Source organism: Mycolicibacter longobardus (assembly GCF_002102265.1).
GTDB classification, from domain to species: Bacteria; Actinomycetota; Actinomycetes; order Mycobacteriales; family Mycobacteriaceae; genus Mycobacterium; species Mycobacterium longobardum.
On the sequence record NZ_LQPG01000020.1, the window covers coordinates 99,832 to 120,705 of the forward strand.

Sequence of the window (20,874 nt, forward strand, 5' to 3'; positions counted from 1 at the left end):
GTGTCGTGAGTTCGGCGTCCGCCCTGCGCAGCCTGCTGCCCTACCTGCGCCCCTACCGGGCGAGGTGGATCGCGATGGTGACGGTGGCGGTGGTCAGTCTGGCCGTCACCGTGACGATTCCGCTGATGACCAAGGCCGTCATCGACGGACCGGTGGCCCATAGGGATCAGTCCGGGCTGTGGGTGCTGGGCACCGCGGCCACCGCGCTCGGAGTAGGCGAGGCGGTGCTGTGGTTCGTGCGGCGCTGGCTGATCGCACACGGCACCATGGGCGTCGAAGCCGACATCCGCAAGGATCTCTACGCCCGGCTGCAGATCCTGCCGATGACGTTTCACGGTCGCTGGCAGTCCGGTCAGCTGTTGTCGCGGATCATGAACGACCTGTCCGCCGTGCGGCGTTTCCTGTCGTTCGTCGTGGTGTTCCTGGTCCTCAACACGCTGCAGATCATCGCGGTGACGACGATTCTGCTGGTGCTGTACTGGCCGCTGGGCGTGGTGGTATGTGTGTCGATCGTGCCGGTGATGCTGGCTGTGCAGCACTTCCGGCGCCAATACACCCGGCTGTCGCGGCAGGCGCAGGACCAGGCCGGCCAGGTGGCCACCGTCGTCGAGGAATCCGCGGCCGGCCTGCGCACCATCAAGGCGTTCGGTCGCCAGGACCACGTCTTCGGCCGCTTCGACGAGCAGGCCAAAACCCTGCGCGACCTGGGCATTGCCAAAGTGGTGGTGTCATCGAAGTTCTGGACGCTGCTGGAGGTGATCCCCAACCTCACCCTGATCCTGGTGATCGCGTTCGGCGCCTACGCGGCCGGTCACCACCTGGTCACGATGGGAACCCTGGTCGCCTTCGTCACCTTGATGCTGTCGCTGATCTGGCCGTTGTCGGCGCTGGGTTTCCTGCTCTCGGCCACCCATGAGGCGATGACCGCCGCCGACCGGATCACCGAGATCTTCAAGGCGCCCGTCGAGATCACCGATGGCGAGGATCCGGTGCCGCCGTCGGGTCGTCTGGAGTTGCGCGACGTCGGGTTCCGGTTCTCCACCGAGACCGGAGCCACCGGCCCGTGGGTGCTGCGCGGGGTCAACCTGACCATCGAGCCCGGCGAGACGGTCGCCCTGGTGGGCGCCACCGGATCGGGCAAGTCGGTGCTGGCGATGCTGCTGTCCCGGCTCTACGACGTACACGAGGGACAGATCCTGATCGGCGGGCGTGACATCCGCTCATTCACGCTGCCTGCGCTGCGCTCGGCGGTGATCACCGCCTTCGACGACCCCACCCTGTTCTCGATGTCGGTGGCCGAGAACCTCCGGCTGGGCCGGCCCGAAGCCGATGACGCGGAGCTGGCACGCGCCATATCGACGGCTTCGGCTGATTTCGTTTATGACCTGCCGTCCGGGCTCGACACCCGCATCGGCGAGCAGGGCATGAGCCTGTCGGGTGGGCAACGCCAACGGCTGTCGCTGGCCCGGGCACTGGTGGCCGCGCCGACGTTTCTGGTGCTCGACGACACGCTGTCGGCACTGGACGTGCACACCGAGGCCGCCGTGACCGACGCGCTGCGCCGGGTACTGCGTGCCGGACCCGAGGCGATCACCGGGCTGGTGGTGGCCAATCGGGCGTCCACCGTGGCGCTGGCCGATCGGGTGGCGCTGATCGAGGACGGGACCATCACCTCGGTCGGCACCCACGCCGAGCTGCTGGCCCGGGTGCCGCGGTACCGCTACCTGCTGGCCGCCGACGACGAGCTCGACGACGGCGCCGAACATCTCGTCGAGTGGGCGCGGCGATGACGGCCGCACCGGACCGGGCCGCCGCGCGCGCCCTGCTGTGGTCGATGCTGCGACCCTACCGCCTCGCCGCGCTGTTGCTGGCGTTGGCCGTGGTGGTGGAAAACGCTGCCCGCCTTGCGGTTCCGGTGCTGGCGCAGCGCGGTATCGACCGTGGAATCCCGCCGATCGCCGCGGACGGCTCGACCCGGCAGCTGAGTGCGATCGTGATCGCGCTCGCGATCGTCGTGCTCACCCAGGCCGGCAGCCGGATGTTCTTCCTGCAGTGGTCCGGGATCATCGGGCAGCGGGTACTGCTGGAGCTGCGACGGCGGGTGTTCCGTCATTTCCAGCGCCTCGATGTGCGGTTCCACGACCGCTACACCTCGGGCCGGGTGGTCAGCCGGCTGACCAACGATGTCGACGCGATCCAGGAGATGCTGCAGTCCGGACTCGACGGCCTGGTCAGTGCCGCGCTCACGCTGGCCGGTACGGCGGTGCTGTTGATCGTCCTGGACTGGCGGCTGGGCCTGATGTGCCTGACCAGCTTCCCGGTGCTGATGGTGCTGCTGCGCTGGTTCCAGACCGAGTCGGCGAAGACCTACACCGCCGTCCGCGAGCATTCCGCACGGGTGATCGTCCAGTTCGTCGAGACCATGACCGGGATCAAGGCGGTGCAGGCCTACCGCCGCGAAGCCCGCAACCAGGAGATCTTCGGTGAGGTCGCCGACCGCTACCGCGCCGTGAACGAGAAGGCGTTCAAGCTGATCGCCATCTTCAGCCCCGGCGTCAAACTGGTCGGCAACCTCACCACCGGGATGGTGCTGCTCTATGGGGGTTGGCGAGTCCTGCACGGGCACATGACGATCGGGACGTTCACCGCTTTCCTGCTCTATCTGCGGATGTTCTTCGATCCGATGCAGGACATCAGTCAGTTCCTCAACATCTTCTCCTCGGCGACTGCGGCGCTGGAGAAGCTGGCCGGGGTGCTCGCCGAAGAACCCGCCGTCACCGACCCGCCCGCCGCGGTGGTGCCGGAGGCCGTGCGCGGCGAGATCGCGCTGCGCGACGTGCATTTCGGCTATCGAACCGACCACGCGGTGCTGGCCGGGCTGTCGCTGAGTATCCCGGCCGGCCAGACCGTGGCGCTGGTCGGCAGCACCGGGGCCGGCAAGAGCACCATCGCCAAGCTGATCGCCCGGTTCTACGACCCGGTGTCGGGAGCGGTGACGCTGGACGGCGTCGACCTGAGAGCGCTCACCCAGGCGACGTTGCGCCGGCACGTGGTGATGGTCACCCAGGAGAATTTCCTGTTCTCCGGGACGGTCGCCGACAACATCCGCTTCGGGCGTCCCGATGCGACGGACGCCGAGGTGGCCGCCGCGGCGGCGAGCGTGGGCGCCGAGGCGTTCATCGCCGCCCTGCCGGACGGCTACGACACCGATGTCGCCAAGCGCGGCGGCCGGCTCTCGGCCGGGCAGCGTCAGCTGATCGCGTTCGCCCGTGCCTTCCTTGCCGACCCGGCAGTGCTGATCCTCGACGAGGCGACGTCATCGCTGGACATCCCCGGCGAACGGATGGTGCAGAGGGCGCTGCGCAGCGTGCTGGCCGGGCGGACCGCGCTGGTGATCGCCCACCGGCTCTCCACGGTGGAGATCGCCGATCGGGTTCTGGTGATCGAGGGTGGAGACATCATCGAGGACGGGCCACCGGCCGAGCTGATCCGCGCCGAGGGGCATTACGCCGCCCTGCACGACGCCTGGCTGCGCTCCCTGGGGACTTCGGCGCGATAGTTGCCGCTCAGCGGTCACTACCGCGCCGCAATCGTGGTTTCGGTGCGTAAAGATCGGCTCGTGGGCCGCAAAGATCCCGCAAACGCGAGAGCTGCCGGGCTCCCCGCACCCGTACGCTTTCCGCCGTGGTGAACACGTCGAACGTCAGGACGGTGACGTGATCGGCTCCCCGGCCGCCCAGGGACTGGCGTTGGCGTCGGCCACCAGCTTCGGGATCAGCGACTTCGTGGGAGGAGTCGCGTCCCGGCGGGTTGCCGCGCTCCGGGTGCTGTTGGTGTCGACCCCGGTCTCGATGGTGATGCTGGGAGTGCTGGCCATGATCGGTGGTGGCCGGATCACGACCGCAGCCGTGGTACTGGGCATGCTCGGTGGGCTCAGCCAGGCACTGGGCATCTGGTGGTTCTATGCCGCCATGGCCGCCGGCCCGATCTCGGTGGTGTCGCCGCTGGCCGCGGTCGTGGACGCCAGCGTGCCGGTATGTGTCGGGCGGGTGCTGGGGGAGCGGCCCGGTCTGCTCGCCAGCGCAGGCATCGCGGTGGCCTTGGGTGCGGTGGTGTTGATCAGCTGGCATGCCGGCGACGACGCCGTCAAGCGGCAGGCCCTCACCCGCGGCGTGATCTGGTTGACCATCGCCTCGGGAGTGGCGCTGGGCTTGAACTTCGTCTTCCTGGATCGCACCCCGTCGGACGCCGGCCTGTGGCCCCTGCTGTTCGCGCGGGGCGCCGCCACGATTCTGGTGGTCGCGGTCGCGGCGATGAGCCGCAATCTTCGGGTACCGACGGGCAAACCCCTGCGGCTGGCGCTGCTGATCGCCCTGCTCGATACCGCCGCCAACGTCACGATGCTCTTTGCACTGCAGCTCTCCCTGCTGTCACTGGCCAGCGTGCTGATCTCGCTGTACCCGGCCGCCACCGTGATCTTGGCGGTTGCGGTCCTACGGGAGCGGGTGCGTCCTCGGCAGGTGGCCGGAATGGTGCTGGCGGCCGTGGCGGTCGCGATGATCACCGGCTAGGAGCGTGCATCGCCGAAACTGACCGCCGAAACCGACGTTTTGCAGGCCGCTGGTCAGTCGCATTCTCACTGCGAAACGTCGGTCTCGACGAGATTCGGAAGCCCGATCCGGCGGTAGCGCTCCAAGCGGGCCGCCATCCGCTGGTCGGCCGGCACCTGACGCAGCGTGTGCAGCTCGGCGGCGATCACCTGCGACATCCGCTTGGCGAAGTCGATCGGTTCTTCGGCGGCGTCCGGATACTCACCCACGATCACGTCGACGATCCCGTGCGCTCGCAGGTCCGCCGAGCGGATGCCCTGCGCGGCGGAGAGCTCGGCGGCGTGCCGGGTGTCGCGGAACACGATGGCGCTGGCGCCCTCCGGCGGCAGCGGCGCCAGCCAACCGTGCAACGCCGCCAGCACCCGATCCGCCGGCACCATCGCCAGTGCGGGACCACCGCTGCCCTGACCGAGCAGCACCGACACCGTCGGGACCTCGAGGGTGACCAGCTCGGCCAGGCACGCGGCGATCTGAGCCGCCAATCCGCCCTGCTCCGCCTCCACCGACAGCGCCGGTCCCGGGGTGTCGATAACCAGCACCAACGGCAGCCGCAGCCCCGCGGCCAAGGCCATGCCACGGCGGGCGTCGCGCAATGCCACCGGGTCGGTCAGGCGGTCCGCCCCGCGCAGCTGCCCCAGCACCACGGCGGGCTGGCCCCCGAAGCGGGCCAATGCCAGCAACATGGTGGCGCCCCGCTCGGCGCTTCCGGTGCCGGACAGGAACACCCGCTCGGTGGCGCCGTGCCGCAGCAGAAATCCCACGCCCGGCCGGTCCGGGCGCCGCGACGCGCACACCGAGTCCCACGCCGGGATGTCGGGAATCGGCGCAAGGGCCGGCTTCGGGGGCGGCGGGCACGGATCGTCGAGCATCACCTTCAACGCCCGCGCGCAGGTGCGCCGCAGCCACTTCACCGGGATCACACCGTCGATCACACCGTGGGCCTGCAGGTTCTCGGCGGTCTGAACTCCCGGCGGAAACGGTGCCCCGTAGAGCTGCTCGTAGACCCGCGGCCCCAGGAAGCCCACCAGCGCCCCGGGTTCGGCCAGTGTGACGTGCCCCAGCGAACCCCAGGACGCGAACACCCCGCCGGTGGTCGGGTGGCGCAGGTAGACCAGGTAGGGCAGGTGCGCGCGTTTGTGCAGCTCCACCGCGGCGGCGATCTTCACCATCTGCAGGAACGCGACGGTGCCCTCCTGCATCCGGGTACCGCCCGAGCTCGGTGACGCCAGCAGCGGCAGTCGCTCGGCGGTGGCGCGCTGTATCGCGGCGGTGATCCGCTCGGCGGCCGCCACCCCGATCGAGCCGGCCAGGAAGTCGAAGTCGCTGGCGATCACCGCTACCCGGCGGCCGTTGATCCGGCCCTCGCCGGTGGTGACGGCCTCATCGCGGCCGGTCGCGGCCCGGGCTGCGGCCAATTCGGCGGCATAGTCCGCGCTGACCGGCACCGGCAGCGGCTGCGCGTCCCAGCTGGTGAACGAGCCAGGATCCAGCACTGCGTCGCGCAGTTCGTCGGCCCCGATCCGGCTCACAGTACGAGCGTAATTAGGCTGGTTCGCCATGATCGGTGTTACCCGCGACGAAGCCGTCACCACTATCGAGATGCAGCGTCCCGAGCGGCGCAACGCGCTGAACTCCCAACTCGTCACCGAGCTGCGCGAGGCGATCCTCGACGCCGCCACTCACGACGTCCGGGCGATCGTGCTGACCGGGCAGGGCACCGTGTTCTGTGCGGGCGCCGACCTGTCCGGCGACGCGTTCGCCGCCGACTACCCGGACAAGCTGCTCGCCCTGCACCAGAGCATCGCCGACGTCCCGCTGCCGGTGATCGGCGCGATCAACGGGGCCGCGATCGGCGCCGGCCTGCAACTGGCCATGGTCTGCGACCTGCGGGTGGTTGCCCCCGAGGCGTTCTTCCAGTTCCCGGTCGCCAAGTACGGCCTGGCGTTGGACAACTGGAGCATCCGGCGACTGACGTCGCTGGTCGGATATGGGCGAGCCCGCGCGATGATGCTCACTGCGGAGAAGCTGCCGGCCGACGCAGCGCTGCTGACCGGGATGGCCAACAGGCTGGGCACCGTCGCCGCCGCGCAGGCCTGGGCGCACGAGATCGCCGGGCTGGCACCGCTGGCGCTGCAGCACGCCAAGCGAGTGCTCAACGACGACGGCGCCTACCAGGAGCAGGAGCCGGCGCACAAGGAACTGTTCGACCGGGCCTGGGCCAGCCAGGACGTGATCGAGGCCCAGGTGGCCCGCGTCGAGAAGCGGCCGCCGAAGTTCACCGGCGCCTGACGCGGCGAAGCCGGGTTCAGCGATTCGCCACCATAGACTGGACGCCATGCTGCGTGGGGCACTTCGGCTGGCGGGGGCCACGGCGTCCTTGGCCGCCGGCGGTTGGACGCTTCGCGCACTGCGCGGCACCCCGGCAGCGTTGGGCGCGGCCCCGAGCGCTATTCACTCGGTGGCAGCCCGGTCGGCCCGCTACCGCGACGGGATCTTCCACAACGTCGAGCGGGTCGGAAAAGTCAACATGGACCGCGAACAACAGCGCCTGATGCTGCGCGAGCTGTTCGCCGACCGCGGTGCCGGACGGCCCGCCGCATCCATCCCGCTGGAGGTGCCCGATTTCGGCGGCGGTGTCGAGCCGTTGGCGATCACCTGGCTGGGGCACGCGACGGCACTGCTCGACGTCGACGGCTATCGCGTTCTGACCGACCCGGTGTGGAGCGAGCGCTGCTCGCCGTCGGACGCCGTCGGGCCCAGGCGGCTGCACCCCCCGCCGGTGGAACTGGCGGCGCTGCCCGCGGTAGACGCGATCGTCATCAGCCACGACCACTACGACCATCTCGACATCGACACCGTCACCGCGCTGGCTCGCAGTCAGCGGGCGCCGTTCGTCGTCCCGCTCGGTGTCGGTGCGCACCTGCGCACGTGGGGTGTGCCGGCCGAGCGGGTCGTGGAACTCGACTGGGACGAGCAGACCACGCTCGGCGATCTCACCCTGACCTGCACCCCGGCCCGGCACTTCTCCGGACGGTTCCTGACTCGCAACCAGACCCTGTGGGCGTCGTGGGTGATCGCCGGACCCGACCACCGGGTGTACTTCGGCGGCGACAGCGGATACACCGGGAGCTTCGCCAGCATCGGCGCCGACCACGGCCCGTTCGACGTGACCCTGCTGCCGATCGGGGCGTACAACACCGCCTGGCCGGACGTGCACATGAACCCCGAGGAGGCGGTCCGGGCGCATCTCGACCTGAACCCGTCGGCGTCGGGTCTGCTGGTGCCGATTCACTGGTGCACTTTCCGGTTGGCCCCGCACCGCTGGGTAGAGCCGGTGGAGCGGTTGCTGGCCGCAGCCGATGCCGCGGGGGTGCAGGTGGCCGTGCCCAAGCCCGGTGGTTCAGTGAGGCTCGACGGGGGAGAGGCGAAGCTGGGACCGCCGCGTGGACCCGGTGGTTCAGTGAGGCTCGACGGGGGAGAGGCGAAGCTGGGACCGCCGCAAGTACCCGGTGGCCGTGTCGAACCCGGTGGCCGTGTCGAACCCGGCGCCGCCGATCAAGCACCGTGGTGGAGGCGCTAGCGCCATGACCAGGCGGGCGGCTACGGCCGGCGCCACGCTGTTGGCCGCCGCGATGACTCTGGCGTACTCCGATCACGACAAGCTGGGAAGGTTCCTCCGTTGACAGAAGTGCGGACCGCGGGGCTCACCGACGCCGAAGTTGCCCAGCGAGTCGCGGAGGGCCAGACCAATGACATTCCGGCCCGCGCGGCGCGCAGCGTGCGTGAGATCGTCCGCGCGAACGTCTTCACCCGGATCAACGCCATCCTGGGCGTGCTGCTGGCCATCGTGCTCACCACCGGCTCACTGATCAATGGATTGTTCGGGCTGCTTATCGTCTTCAACAGTGTCATCGGCATGGTGCAGGAGATCCGGGCCAAGCAGATCCTGGACAAGCTTGCCATCGTCGGGCAGGCCAAACCGTTGGTGCGCAGGGAATCCGGAACGAAGCAGCTGCCACCGGCCGCGGTGGTCCTCGACGACGTCGTCGAGCTGGGTCCCGGCGATCAGATCGTCGTCGACGGCGAGATCGTGGAGGTTTCCGACCTGGAGGTCGACGAGTCGCTGCTCACCGGTGAAGCCGACGCGATCACCAAAGGCATCGGCGACCAGGTGATGTCGGGCAGTTTCGTGGTCTCGGGCAGCGGTGCCTACCGGGCCACCCGGGTCGGCAGCGAGGCGTACGCGGCCAAACTGGCCGAGGAGGCCAGCAAGTTCACCCTGGTGAAATCCGAACTGCGCACCGGCATCAGCCAGATCCTGAAGTTCATCACCTATCTGCTGATCCCGGCCGGACTGTTGATCATCTACACCCAGCTGTTCACCACCGACGTGGGCTGGCGAGCGGCGGTGCTGGCCATGGTCGGCGCCCTGGTACCGATGGTTCCCGAGGGCCTGGTGCTGATGACGTCACTGGCGTTCGCGGTCGGGGTGGTCCGACTCGGCCAACGCCAGTGCCTGGTACAGGAACTGCCCGCGATCGAAGGCCTGGCCCGCGTCGACGTGGTCTGCGCCGACAAGACGGGCACCCTCACCGAGAACGGGATGCGGGTATCGGAGATCATCGAACTCGATGGCGCCGAAGGCCTTCCGGTGCGCGAGGCGCTGGCCGCGCTGGCCGCCGAGGACGCCCGCCCCAACGCCAGCATCCAGGCCATCGGCGAAGCGTTCCCGACCCCTCCGGGTTGGACCTCGAGTGCCTGCGAGCCGTTCAAGTCGTCGACCAAGTGGAGCGGCGTCTCCTTCTCCGAACACGGCAACTGGGTGATCGGGGCTCCCGACATGCTCCTCGAACCGTCATCGGCGGCCGCCGAACAAGCCGAGCGGATCGGGGCGAAGGGCCTGCGGGTGTTGCTGCTGGGCGTCTGCGACCTGCCCGTCGACCACCTCGAAGCGCCCGGGAACGTCACCCCGGTCGCACTGGTGGTGCTGGAGCAGAGGATACGGCCCGACGCGCGCGCCACCTTGGATTACTTTGCGGAGCAAGAAGTCTCGGTGAAGGTGATCTCCGGAGACAATGCGGTCTCGGTGGGTGCGGTGGCTGGCGAGCTGGGGCTGTCCGGTGACGCGATCGACGCCCGCAAGCTGCCGGCCGAGCCGGACCAGCTGTCCGGCGCGCTGGAGGAACACACCGTGTTCGGCCGGGTGCGCCCGGACCAGAAGCGGGCCATGGTGCGGGCCCTGCAGGCGCGCGACCACACGGTGGCCATGACCGGTGACGGTGTCAACGACGTGCTGGCGCTCAAGGACGCCGACATCGGTGTCGCGATGGGATCGGGGAGCTCGGCGGCGCGGGCGGTGGCGCAGATCGTGTTGCTGGACAACAAGTTCGCGACCTTGCCCTACGTGGTGGGGGAGGGGCGCCGAGTGATCGGGAACATCGAACGGGTGGCGAACCTGTTCTTGACCAAGACGGTGTATTCGGTGTTGCTCGCGCTGCTGGTCGGACTCGTCGGGTTGGCTTCGGTGCTGTTCGGCACCAAACCGCTGCTGTATCCGTTCCAGCCGATCCACGTCACAGTCGCCGCCTGGTTCACCATCGGCATCCCGGCGTTCATCCTGTCGCTGGCGCCCAACAACGAGCGCGCCCATCCCGGATTCGTGCGGCGGGTGATGAGCGGGGCGCTGCCGGCCGGCCTGGTGGTGGGCATTGCCACGTTTGCCTCCTATCTGTTGGCCTACCGGGGCAGCGAAGCCACCCAGGTGCAGCAGATCCAGGCGTCCACCACCGCGCTGATCACCCTGCTGACCACGGCCGGGTGGGTGCTGGCCGTGGTGGCGAGGCCCTATCAGTGGTGGCGGCTGCTGTTGGTGATCGGTTGCGGCCTGGCCTACGTGGGGATCTTCGCGATCCCGCTGGCGCGGGAGGAGTTCCTGCTGGACCCCTCCAATGTCGCGTTGACATCGTTGGCGCTCGGCATCGGGGCGCTGGGCGCCGCCACCATCGAAGCGATGTGGTGGATGCGGGGCGTCATGCTCGGTGAGCGGCCGAAGTTGTGGCGGGAGCCGGCAACGGCCAGAATGACCCAGCGATAACCGGGGATAGAAGGGGAAACAAGGACATGGCCAAGCTCTCTGGAGCTATCGACGTCCCGCTGCCTCCCGAGGAGGCTTGGGCGCACGCCTCGGATCTGTCGCGCTACAAGGAGTGGCTGACCATCCACCGGGTGTGGCGCAGCGTGCTGCCCGACACCCTGGAAAAGGGCACCACGCTGGAGTCGATCGTCGAGGTCAAGGGCATGCCCAACCGGATCAGGTGGACGATCGTGAACTACAAGCCGCCGACGGGGATGACCCTCAACGGCGACGGCAAGGGTGGGGTCAAGATCAAGCTGCTCGCCAAGGTCGCCCCGGCCGGCGACGGCGCCAAGGTCAGCTTCGACGTGCACCTGGGCGGGCCGGCGCTGTTCGGTCCGATCGGAATGCTGGTGGCCGCCGCGCTGCGCAGTGACATCGATGAGTCGCTGCGCAAGTTCGTCAGGGTTTTCGCGCAGGTTTAATCGGTTGCACGCCACGCCATCCCGCGGCTAGGGTGGCGGGCGTCCCACACAGGAGGTCATGGAATGACAGGCATCGCCGGTCTCGCGCCGTTGTCCGCGCGCTGATCACCGAATTGCCGTAGTCCGGTCCCGGTTGTCAGCGCTCCCGCTGACTTTCTCGGAGACCTCATGTCCACACCCATTTCTGACCTCAGCGCCGTTGTCACCCTGACCGATGTCGGCTTCGCCTGGCCCGACGGCAGCACCGCGCTGGCCGATGTCACCGGATCCTTCGGCGCCGGCCGCACCGGTCTGGTCGGTGTCAACGGCGCCGGCAAGTCCACGTTGCTGCGGCTGATCGCCGGGGAACTCATCCCCACCACGGGAACCGTCAAGACGTCCGGCGACGTCGCGTACCTGCCGCAGCACCGTCTGCTCGACGTCGATGCCTCGATCGCCGACTTGCTCGGCGTCGCCGATCGACTCGCCGCGCTGCGCGCGATCGAAAGCGGTGATGCCGCTGCGGCCCACTTCGATGTGGTCGGCGACGACTGGGACATCGAATCCCGCGCGGATGCGGCGTTGCGCGACATCGGGTTCGGGTCGGGCGACCTCGACCGTCGGGTGGGCGAACTCTCCGGCGGGGAGGTGATGCTGGTGGCGCTGACCGGACTGCGGCTCGACGCCGCCCCGATCACCCTGCTCGACGAGCCGACCAACAACCTCGACCGGGCCGCGCGTGCCGGGCTGGTGCGGATGGTCGAAGCGTGGCCGGGCGCGCTCATCGTGGCCAGCCATGACGCCGCGCTGTTGGAGCAGATGGATGTCACCACCGAGCTTCACCGCGGGCAGTTGACCGCCTTCGGTGGCCCCTACAGCGCATGGCGGGCGCACCTGGAGTCCGAACAGGCCACCGCGCGGGCCGCCGCCCGCACCGCAGCACAGCTGGTCAAGGTCGAGAAGCGGCAACGCGTCGAAGCCGAGACCAAGCTCGCCCGACGCAGCCGGGCGGCACAGGCCGCCCGGCTGAACAAACGCGCCGCGAAGATCGTGATGAACCAGAACGGCTCCAACGCACAGGTTTCCGCGGGCAAGCTGCGCGGACACCTTGACGCGCGGGTCCGCGACGCGCAAGCCGATCTGGATGCCGCATCCGCGCGGGTCCGCCCCGACGAGCACATCCGGGTCGTACTGCCGGACCCGGACGTGCCGAGCAGTCGTCGGCTCGCCGAACTGCCGGGAGGCAGCGGGCCGATCATCGTGCAGGGACCGGAACGCATCGCCCTGAATGGCCCGAACGGGGTCGGCAAGACCTCGCTGCTGGAGGCGCTGCTGGCCGGTGCCGGCGGGCGAGTGTTGACGGAGCGGGTCGGCTACCTGCCGCAGCGCTTGGACCACCTGGACGACGAGGCGTCGGCGTTCGACGCCGTGTCGGCGATCTCCGGCAGCGAGCCGCAGGCGGTGCGCGCTCAGTTGGCCCGGTTCCTGCTGGACTCCGATTCTGTGGCGCGACCGGTGGGCACGCTGTCCGGTGGTGAGCGATTCCGGGTCGCGCTGGCCCAGCTGCTGCTCGCCGACCCGCCGCCGCAGCTGCTGCTGCTCGACGAGCCCACCAACAACCTCGATTCGGCCAGCGTGGATCAGCTGGTCGACGCCCTGAGCGGCTATCGAGGGGCGTTCATCGTGGTCAGTCACGACGATGAGTTCCTGGCCCGGCTCGCGCTGACCAGAACATTGACGATGCCGCGCAGCGGCGAGCTCGTCGATGCGAGTTAGTGTCACAACATGACTCGCTCGCGTCCCGGTTGGCTGATCGCGCTGTGCGCCGCGACCCTGTCGGCCAGCGCCTGGCTGCCGTGGTTGAGCACCTCGGCCAACGGCGGCGGACATGCCAGCGCCATCGGAGGCAGCTTCGGTGCCATCGCCCTGCCGCCCCGCTTCGGGATCGGCCAGTTGATCGTGCTGCTGGCCGCTGTCCTGCTGGTGGCCGGGGCGATGATCGGCCGGGAACTCTTCAGCCGGCTGGCCTCGGTTGCCGCGCTGGTGATTTCGCTGCTCATCGGTGCACTCGGCTTCTGGTACTACCAGCTGAACGTCGTTGCGCCGATCGCCGCGGCCTACGGGATGTATGTCGGCGCCGTGGCGGTGGCGGGCGCGCTGGGCTGCTCGATCTGGGCGCTGGTCAGCGCAGTTCGGCGATGACCTTGGCGAAGGACTCGGCGTGATCCTGCTGGACGGCGAAATAGCTCACCCCGTACCGCCGGCGGTATTCCCGCAGCGTGTCGGCCATGTCCTGAGTTGATCCGGACAGCACGGCAGGTGTTGCCAACAGTTCCTCATCCGACAGTGTCGGCGCGAACCGGCGGGTCAGGGACAGATCGGGTATCCCGGAGCCGTCGGTCGGCACCGCCGTGATGGCCAGATTCAGCTCGAGGGCATCGAACCGGTCACCGGCGGCGGCACGGACGAAGTCGATGCGCTCCGCCAGCGGGTCAGCCGCGCCTTCCGCCCGCGCCCCGGTCAATCCGATGATGTCGGCGTGGCGGGCAGCCACGGTGAGCAGCCGGTCACCGTTGCCGGCGATCAGGATGGGCACGCCCGGCTGGTGCGTCGCCAGATACGTCGTCACATGTTCGAGGTATTCGATGCGGCGGGCGGCGGGCGGGAACGGCAGCTCGGCGGCCTCGAATTCCGCCCGGACATAACCCGCGCCCAGGCCGACCTCCAGCCGGCCGCCGGACAGCAGGTCCGTGTCGGCGATGTCGCGGGCCAGCAACGCCGGCTTGTAGAAGCAGGCGTTGAGCACGTAGGTCCCCAGCCGGATCGTCGAGGTGGCCGCGGCGGCGGCGACCAGGGCGGGGAAGGGCGCCGGTGCGCCGAGATGGTCGGGCACCTGCAGCACGTCGAAGCCCGCTCCTTCCATTCGCCGTGCGGTCTCGGTCAGCACGGTCGCGGAACGGATCGCCCGCACACCTACGGCGAAGCGAAACTGCTTGTCCACCAACTCCTCCTAGACTTCCAGTCGCCAAGGTTCATACGGCGGTCCCAGCTTCGCCTCTCCTTCGTCGAGCCTCGCTGAACCGCCGGGTTCATACGGCGGTCCCAGCTTCGCCTCTCCTTCGTCGAGCCTCGCTGAACCGCCGGATCTGGCCGCGGTCGCCAGGCCACGCACCAGTGCCGCCGTGACCGGTGACAGTCCGTCGTCTCCCGGCGGCTGGCTGCGCGGGCTGATCCCGCGGACCCGCGGCGACAGTTCCAACTGAGTTCCACCGCCACGCACCCGATTGACCGGATTCGCCGGGTGCAGGCCCCGCAACCCCGCCGGGATCGCGTCGATGTCGGTGACCACCTGGTAGCCGGGCAGATCAAGGCAGCGCGCGAGGTGCGCGGCCAGCCGGCGGTTGCCGCCACCGGCCAGCAGCTGGGTGCTGCGGCCGATCCGGCCGTACCCGTGCAGCGACACCACGACGTCGACATGGTCGAGGAATTCGGCGAGGCGCGCCGACTCCTCGGCGCGGTACCCGGTCGAGGGCAGGTGTCGCAGGTAGCCGTCGGGGTGACGCACCAGATACACCGATGCGCCGGCCGCGTCGGCGGCGCGCTCGGCGATCACGTCGGTCATCTTCTCCAGCCCGCCGCCGTGAATGGCCAGGAAACCGAATCGCGACCGCAGCACGCTGTGCTCCACCACTCCGGGATCCGCCAGCAGTTCGGAAAGCGATTGCGGCACCGGGCTGTTCGCAGGCAGGGGCAGCGGCCAGTGGTTCGGATCCCAGCGGCGCAGAAACTCGATCCAGGGTGGGGGCAGCTCGTGCTGCATAGCCGCGCCGATGATGCGTTCCAGATAACCGGGCCGCGGCACACCGGGCAGCACCCGGTGATCGATGTAGACCCACGCCGTCGACGGCCCGTCCGGGGTGTGCACCGTCAGCCGATCCCGGCGATACCGCAGCGGGACGCCTTCGGCACTGTCCAATGCGGCCAGGTCGTGATCGGACACCCGCCACAGCACTCCGTGCACGCGTGATCCCGGAAACGGCTCGACGGTGGCGACACCGCGCTGGTTGATCAGCCAGTCATGGTCGGCCAACGTCGCGGGGCGGGGGTCGGCCGCGTCGGGGCAGCGGCGCGCCATCTGCTGTGCGCACAGGTTGGACCCGTACGCGAAGTAGGTATGCAGCGTCGCCGGCACTCAGCCCGGCGTCAGCCAGATGGACACCACACTCAGCAGACTAGCCATCGCGTCGTCAGCGCGCCGGGCGTGGCGGCGCGGGTGTGGGCGTCGGCGTAGGTGTAGGCGTGGGCGTGGACGTCGGCATGGGAGCGGGGGCCGGCGTGGCGGTTAGCGAAGGCCGGGTCTCACCGCCGGCAGACTCTTCCGGTTGGGCCGCCGGGAAGACCCACTTGCCGGAGAGGATCTCCTTCTGCGGCTGGTAGAGCCGGACCAGGTAATTCCACCCGGGCGTGATCGGCAGGCAGTTGGCTGTGTTGGCCGAACACCCGCCGAACTGCACGGTCACCGACCCGTCTGGCTCCTTCTCCGCGGTGATGTCGTTGACCGAGTAGGCATCCTGCGGGTTCTCCGTCAGGTAGCCGTTCTTGTTGTACACGGTGACCGACCAAAAGGCTTTCACCGGAACATCTTTGACCGTCAACCGGTACACCGTGTTGCCGTCGTTGCGGGTCGGTGTGACGTTGAGATACAGCGCCTCCTTCTCAGAGTTCCCGCCCCAGGCCGCGGCCGCCCCGATCAGATGCCGCACCGGATCGGTGTCTGCCACCGTGCCGAACATGCCCCTGGTGTCGGGGATGGTCTCGGCCAAGACCAGCAAGGCGTCGTTGACCTTCTTCTGGCTGACCGGATCCCACCGCGGCACGTCGAAGCTGCCGATGTCGTCTTGACGGGCCGCGATCGCGTCCTGCAACCGGTGTGCCGCGGCGAGGTCGGCGGGATCGTTGGGGTCGGCCAGGATGCGTACGGCGACCATCACGTAGCGCGTGCCGACGTGCTGCTGATCCAGGGTGTGCTCACCGCTGCCGTAGAACATGTCGGTGACGTATTCGTCCTGGTTGATCACCTGCGCCGACATGTACCGCTGGCCGGGGTCGGGGAGGGTGAGCGTCACCGGACTCGCCTCAAGGTCGAACACCGCCGCCGAGTACAGGGTGTCCCGGTTGGACCGCACCACCAGTTGCCGGTCGATCGGGGTGACATCACGCATGTGGAAGAAGCGGCCGAAGGCGTTCTCGTTGACGACGTTGGTGAATTCCTGATCGGTCACGGCCCGCACGAAGTTGTCCGGTGACACCAACACCATGCCGTTCGGGGTGCTGCGCACGGATTGGTTCGCCAGCGGGTCGGGGCCGGCCTTCGTCACCGTCAGCCCGCATCCGGTCAGCACCAGGGCCAGGACCGGGACAGTCACCACTCCGAACGCGGAAAGCCATCGCTTGGACATGCAGCGCAACCTACCTGGCGGCCTCGGCTGATGTCGGCAAAGGGTTTCGCGACACGGCTGCCGGCGTTTGCGCGAGGCCTATTGCACCCCCTCCGGTCCGGACGTAGGGTCCAAGATAATAATTCGCCGTGAGCAAAAAGAGAAAATGATTAGCGAGATCGGGGGAGTGGTCGTGGATGTGACCGGGAGTGCCGAAGCGGGCTGTTCAGGCCGAATCCGGCGGTACGGGGTCGCCGCCGCAGCACTGGGCAGCGCGTTGTCGATGGTGGTCGGCTCCCCGGCCCCGGCTACCGCCGGCATCGCGCCCACGGTGGCGTTGACGGCGACGAGCGGGTTCCAACCGGCCGTCGATGCGCTGATCGCCGAGATGCAGCGGCTCGTCGACCTCAACATGACACTGCCGTACGCCATGCCCGGCAGCGAAGACAACCTGATGTTGATGCTGCAGAACACCAACTACCAGTTGCTCAGCGCCGGGCTGTCGCGAGTCACGCAACTGTTCAACGGAGTCTTCTTCCAATCGCCCGAGGTGATCGCGGGCAATGCCACCGACTCCCGGCAGTACTTCGACTTCTTCACCCCCGACATCTACTACCGCGTGAACGCCGGCCTGGCGCCCGGCGCTACCTATGTGCTGCACGGCACCCTCGGCGGGGGTACCGACCACTTCGCGATCAGCACCCAGGCCATCACCGGTGGCACGGCACAGGCCATCGAGGACCTGGAACTCGGCAAGGGCCTGGTGCTCAATCCCGACGGCACCTTCACCGTGTACATCGGGCCGGAGGCGCCGGCCGGCGCTCTCAACTTCATGGACACCACCGACGCCACCGTCGGTGGCGCTGCTTCCCTGCTGATCCGGGACATAATCGGCGACTGGGCGAAAGGCCCCGGCCACGTCACGCTCCAATGCATGGCCGATTGCCCGCCGTTCTTCCACATCCCGGAGGGCGGATTCTTCCCCACCGACGACCCGGTCGGGGACACGCCGCCGGAGTCCGGCGGCATCACGTCGATCGACTCGATGCTCACCACATTGTTCAGCGCCTTCGCTCAGGTCATCGGCCCGTTCAATGCGCGGGCGATTGAGGGCGGGGCGTCGGTGGGCATGGACATTCCGGCCAACACCATGCTCGAGTTGGCCCCGCAGACTCATTACGGAGCCGGCCTGGAGAGCGCGATAGTCACCGGCGGCAACTTCGAGCTGGGATCCGATGAGGCGCTGGTCATCAAGGTGCCCACCGTGGAGTCGGCCTACAGCGGCATCCAGCTGATGGACGTCTACGGCGGCGCGCTGCCCTTCCCGATGGCGCAGACCACGCTCAACCACACCACCACCTACCACGCGCCCGACGGCTACACGTATTACGTGGTCAGCGGGACGAATCCGGGTGTGGCGAACTGGCTGGACACCGGGGGGCTGTCCCGGGGCATGATCTTCGCTCGCTTCCAGAACGTCACCGACCCCGACAGCGCGCTCGAGCAGGAAGTCGAGACGACGGTGGTGCCGATGAGTGAGCTGGCCGACCACCTGCCGACTGACACCCCCACCGTCAGCCCCGAGGAATTCGCCGCCGACATGGCTCAGCGGGTGTTGTCCTACGGCTACGCGCTGAACGTGTCCCAGATGCATGCCCAACCCGACTGGGTGATTCAGCACCTGCTGATGAACGGGCTGCAGGCCCTGATGGGCGATGAGAACTACGAGGCGGTGTTCGCCAGCCAGCCCTTCACCCCGATCGAGCTGCGGTTCACCGAAGCCCTCAGCCCGAACTGGGATGCGGTGTGGAACAGCGTGCTGGAGAACCCGACGGAAAGCCTGACCGCGGTGTGGAACGCGCTGCCGTTGCTGGCCAGCAACATCAACATGCCCATCACGCTGGCGCTGGCCCAGACCGCGATGTCGGTGGTGATGCCGCAGCTGCTGGTCCCGGCCATCAACGGGCTGTTGTTCGACCCGAACACCAGCCTTCTGGCCGGGCTGCTCAACGCCCGCGACAACTTGGCGACGGTGATCTTGACCGCCAACGACGCCTGGCCCACCGAACTGAGTGAGCAGGCGGCTGCGCAGTGGGCGAACATGGCGGACCTGATCGCGAACACGCCGAGCTTCGACCTGAACGACCTGTTCGGGGGCTGATCTCAACCCGTCAGGCAGCGGCGCAGGTGCGCGACGACGTCGTCGGCCAGATCCTCCACCGGCTGGCGGCAGTCGCCGGCGACCCAGTCGGTCAACCAGATCTGCAGGGCTGAGATCACCAAGGAGGCCACGACGGCCGGTCGCAGTCGGGTGATCTCACCGGCTTCGATGGCGGCCTCGGCGGCGCGGGTGATCATGTCCATGCCGGTGCGCCAGACCTCGCGCTGCTCGCCACGGCCGGCGTCGATCAGGGTGGTGGCGGTGCCCCAGCTGAGGCCTTCGCGAAGATGCAGGTGCAGAAAGTTCGGATAGTCGGCGAAGAACTCGACCTCCACGCGCGCCGCGGCCAGGATCTTTTCGAGCGGGGTGGAGTTCTTGTCGGTGCGCTTTTGGACGGCGGCAACGAATTCCGTCATCCGCTCGGCGTTGAGCGCATCCCACAGCTCGTCCTTGCCCGCGAAGTGCCGGTAGACGGTTGTCAGAGACACTCCGGCGCTCTTTGCGATCACACCCATCCGCGCCCCGGTAAACCCGGTCTGGCCGAACTCGTACTCCGCGGCGGCCAGGATCTGGCGGCGATACATCGCGCGCCGCGCGTCATCGATGCTGGTTGCCGAACTCTTCGGTACCGCGACGTTCATCGGAGATCACGCACCTTTGAGTTCTTGTCCGCCCGTGCCGACACGATGATACCGTCGCGCAGTAATCACTGTTCTGATACTAATAATCACGGTTACTCAGTACGTGTCTGTGGCGGCGAAAAAGAGGAACGCACATGACAGCGACATCAGCGGCATCAGCGGTCGAAACCGAGACACCGCCAACCGTCACCGCGAAGCTTCCCCCGTCGCGCGGTCTGCGGATCGTGTGGATCGTGGCCTTCGGCTCGCTGGCCGTGAGCTTCCCGCTCTACAGCTACTTGGCGTTCCACAGCGGGTTCGATCGTGGCCGCATCGCCAACGCGATGGTGGTGCAGGTGACGGTCGCGTACTTCCTGGGCATCTTCGCGGCGTTCCTGCCGATCCCGTCACTGCGGCAGTGGACGTGGTTCCAGCGCCTACAGGGAGTGGTGTTGGCGTTCGCGTTCGTTTCCTACACCACGCATCTCACCTGGGAGCTGGGCTGGCTCATCCTGCATAAGGCCATTCCTGCCGCCCGCGACGCCGCCTGGGCATACCCGTGGTGGAACTACATCGACGGTGGGGACGTGCGCTACCTGGAGGCCGCGCCGAACTTCATGATGATCGAGGTGCTGTCGGTGATCAACGGTTGCATCGGCATGACCGGCTTGATCCTGCTGTTCCGGTCGAAGTTCCGCGACTACCGGGGCACGCTGCTGGTCATGTCGACGGCGGTCACCCACACCGTGCTGACCTGGTACTACTACGGCACCGAGATCCTCGGCGGGTTCCCCTCGGTGAACACCTCCAGCTTTATGGACCTCGGCGTCAAGTTCATTCTTCTCAACGGCCCATGGTTGATCGCGCCCTGGCTGGTGCTGGCGTGGGGGTATCAGATGCTCAAACGTCAACTTCGAGCTTGATGTCAAGGATTAACCGGAGTAGCTGTCAACCATCAACCGAAGCCGAAACGTCAAGCATCACCTGACGTCGTACAGGCACATGGTGCCCCTGTTCGACCTCGGTTGATCCTTGACGGATCGTCTTCGGTTGATCCTTGACACCCTAGGTTAGTGATGGGGCCTGTTCGCGGGTGCGGAAGGCCCGTTTGTTTCTTACCTCGCCGTGGCTGGTTCGCGCGGCGGTCTTGACCAGATCGTCGCCGATGAAAAATCGCAGCAGGTCGCCGTCGACGTGGACATCGCAGCGGGCGCCGGCGTGGTGGGCTCCGACGCTGACTTGCTGCCAGGCCACGCTGACGACCCCGTTGGTGGTGACCCGACGTGACACCCAGTCATCACCGCTGCGATCGACGACCATCGGCGCGCTGGGCCGCGCCGGTGCCCCCGCCGGGCCCGGGGTGAACCGCTCAACCGGGGTGATCATGTCGATTCCTTGGTGCGGGCGGGCGGTGTTGTAATAGTCAACCCACTCGTCCAACGCCTGCTGTGCAGCCTTTAAGTTAGTGAAAGGCATTCGTGTACTGAGGAATTCAGCACGCAAACTGC

The 20,874-nt window shown here is 68.0% G+C and carries 17 protein-coding genes; 11 read left to right on the forward strand and 6 right to left on the reverse strand.

Annotation, left to right across the window (positions count from 1 at the left end; genetic code table 11):
* Positions 1-74 precede the first annotated feature (74 nt).
* The 3 genes from AWC16_RS12285 to AWC16_RS12295 all read left to right on the forward strand — a co-directional run bounded on the left by AWC16_RS12285 (position 75) and on the right by AWC16_RS12295 (position 4,571).
* On the forward strand, positions 75-1,790 hold the full coding sequence (locus AWC16_RS12285; protein WP_234812241.1) for an ABC transporter ATP-binding protein: 1,716 nt from the start codon (positions 75-77) through the stop codon (positions 1,788-1,790).
* Entirely contained in the window at positions 1,787-3,559 is a 1,773-nt protein-coding gene (locus AWC16_RS12290; RefSeq protein ID WP_085265052.1) for an ABC transporter ATP-binding protein, read from the forward strand. Before AWC16_RS12285 ends, AWC16_RS12290 begins: the two co-directional genes overlap by 4 nt.
* Positions 3,560-3,716: 157 nt before the next feature.
* Complete coding sequence (locus AWC16_RS12295) at positions 3,717-4,571, forward strand: EamA family transporter (RefSeq protein WP_109561381.1); 855 nt, start codon at positions 3,717-3,719, stop codon at positions 4,569-4,571.
* 65 nt (positions 4,572-4,636) lie between these two features.
* On the opposite strand, the gene AWC16_RS12300 is transcribed toward AWC16_RS12295, so the two are convergent.
* Entirely contained in the window at positions 4,637-6,139 is a 1,503-nt protein-coding gene (locus AWC16_RS12300) for an acetyl-coenzyme A carboxylase carboxyl transferase subunits beta/alpha (RefSeq protein WP_085265030.1), read from the reverse strand.
* Between the two features lie 28 nt (positions 6,140-6,167).
* On the opposite strand from AWC16_RS12300, the gene AWC16_RS12305 reads away from it, so the two are divergent.
* The 6 genes from AWC16_RS12305 (at position 6,168) to AWC16_RS12330 (ending at position 13,349) form a co-directional block, all read left to right on the forward strand.
* Positions 6,168-6,899: an enoyl-CoA hydratase gene (locus AWC16_RS12305; protein WP_085265031.1), complete on the forward strand. Its 732-nt coding sequence runs from the start codon at positions 6,168-6,170 to the stop codon at positions 6,897-6,899.
* A 46-nt stretch (positions 6,900-6,945) separates the two neighbouring features.
* Positions 6,946-8,190: an MBL fold metallo-hydrolase gene (locus AWC16_RS12310; RefSeq protein ID WP_085265032.1), complete on the forward strand. Its 1,245-nt coding sequence runs from the start codon at positions 6,946-6,948 to the stop codon at positions 8,188-8,190.
* 99 nt (positions 8,191-8,289) lie between these two features.
* Positions 8,290-10,704 (forward strand): cation-translocating P-type ATPase, encoded by a 2,415-nt coding sequence (locus tag AWC16_RS12315; RefSeq protein WP_085265033.1) that lies wholly within the window; start codon positions 8,290-8,292, stop codon positions 10,702-10,704.
* A 26-nt stretch (positions 10,705-10,730) separates the two neighbouring features.
* Positions 10,731-11,168: a type II toxin-antitoxin system Rv0910 family toxin gene (locus tag AWC16_RS12320; RefSeq protein ID WP_085265034.1), complete on the forward strand. Its 438-nt coding sequence runs from the start codon at positions 10,731-10,733 to the stop codon at positions 11,166-11,168.
* 168 nt (positions 11,169-11,336) lie between these two features.
* Positions 11,337-12,923 (forward strand): ABC-F family ATP-binding cassette domain-containing protein, encoded by a 1,587-nt coding sequence (locus tag AWC16_RS12325; RefSeq protein ID WP_085265035.1) that lies wholly within the window; start codon positions 11,337-11,339, stop codon positions 12,921-12,923.
* A 9-nt stretch (positions 12,924-12,932) separates the two neighbouring features.
* Positions 12,933-13,349, forward strand: a complete 417-nt coding sequence (locus tag AWC16_RS12330; RefSeq protein WP_085265036.1) for a hypothetical protein — start codon at positions 12,933-12,935, stop codon at positions 13,347-13,349.
* Here the strand turns inward: AWC16_RS12330 and AWC16_RS12335 are convergent.
* From AWC16_RS12335 to AWC16_RS12345, 3 genes are read right to left on the reverse strand one after another with little or no spacing between them, the layout of a single operon-like run.
* Positions 13,330-14,148 (reverse strand): TIGR03621 family F420-dependent LLM class oxidoreductase, encoded by an 819-nt coding sequence (locus AWC16_RS12335; RefSeq protein WP_085265037.1) that lies wholly within the window; start codon positions 14,146-14,148, stop codon positions 13,330-13,332. The two genes, AWC16_RS12330 and AWC16_RS12335, sit on opposite strands and share 20 nt — an antisense overlap.
* A gap of 9 nt (positions 14,149-14,157) precedes the next feature.
* The gene (locus AWC16_RS12340) at positions 14,158-15,339 is read right to left on the reverse strand and encodes a poly-gamma-glutamate hydrolase family protein (protein WP_085265038.1); all 1,182 of its coding nucleotides are present in this window, start codon (positions 15,337-15,339) and stop codon (positions 14,158-14,160) included.
* 55 nt (positions 15,340-15,394) lie between these two features.
* Complete coding sequence (locus AWC16_RS12345) at positions 15,395-16,456, reverse strand: DUF1214 domain-containing protein (RefSeq protein ID WP_085265054.1); 1,062 nt, start codon at positions 16,454-16,456, stop codon at positions 15,395-15,397.
* A 295-nt stretch (positions 16,457-16,751) separates the two neighbouring features.
* Between AWC16_RS12345 and AWC16_RS12350 the strand changes: the two genes are divergently transcribed.
* Entirely contained in the window at positions 16,752-18,746 is a 1,995-nt protein-coding gene (locus AWC16_RS12350) for a hypothetical protein (RefSeq protein ID WP_234812237.1), read from the forward strand.
* Positions 18,747-18,748: 2 nt separating this feature from the next.
* Here AWC16_RS12350 and AWC16_RS12355 read toward each other — a convergent pair whose 3' ends face one another.
* Positions 18,749-19,387 (reverse strand): TetR/AcrR family transcriptional regulator, encoded by a 639-nt coding sequence (locus AWC16_RS12355; protein ID WP_234812238.1) that lies wholly within the window; start codon positions 19,385-19,387, stop codon positions 18,749-18,751.
* A 134-nt stretch (positions 19,388-19,521) separates the two neighbouring features.
* Here AWC16_RS12355 and AWC16_RS12360 point away from each other — a divergent pair, with 134 nt between their 5' ends.
* Complete coding sequence (locus AWC16_RS12360) at positions 19,522-20,289, forward strand: hypothetical protein (protein WP_085265039.1); 768 nt, start codon at positions 19,522-19,524, stop codon at positions 20,287-20,289.
* 142 nt (positions 20,290-20,431) lie between these two features.
* Here the strand turns inward: AWC16_RS12360 and AWC16_RS12365 are convergent.
* Positions 20,432-20,874: integrase core domain-containing protein (locus tag AWC16_RS12365; protein WP_165759213.1), on the reverse strand; the 443-nt coding region annotated here is incomplete at its 5' end.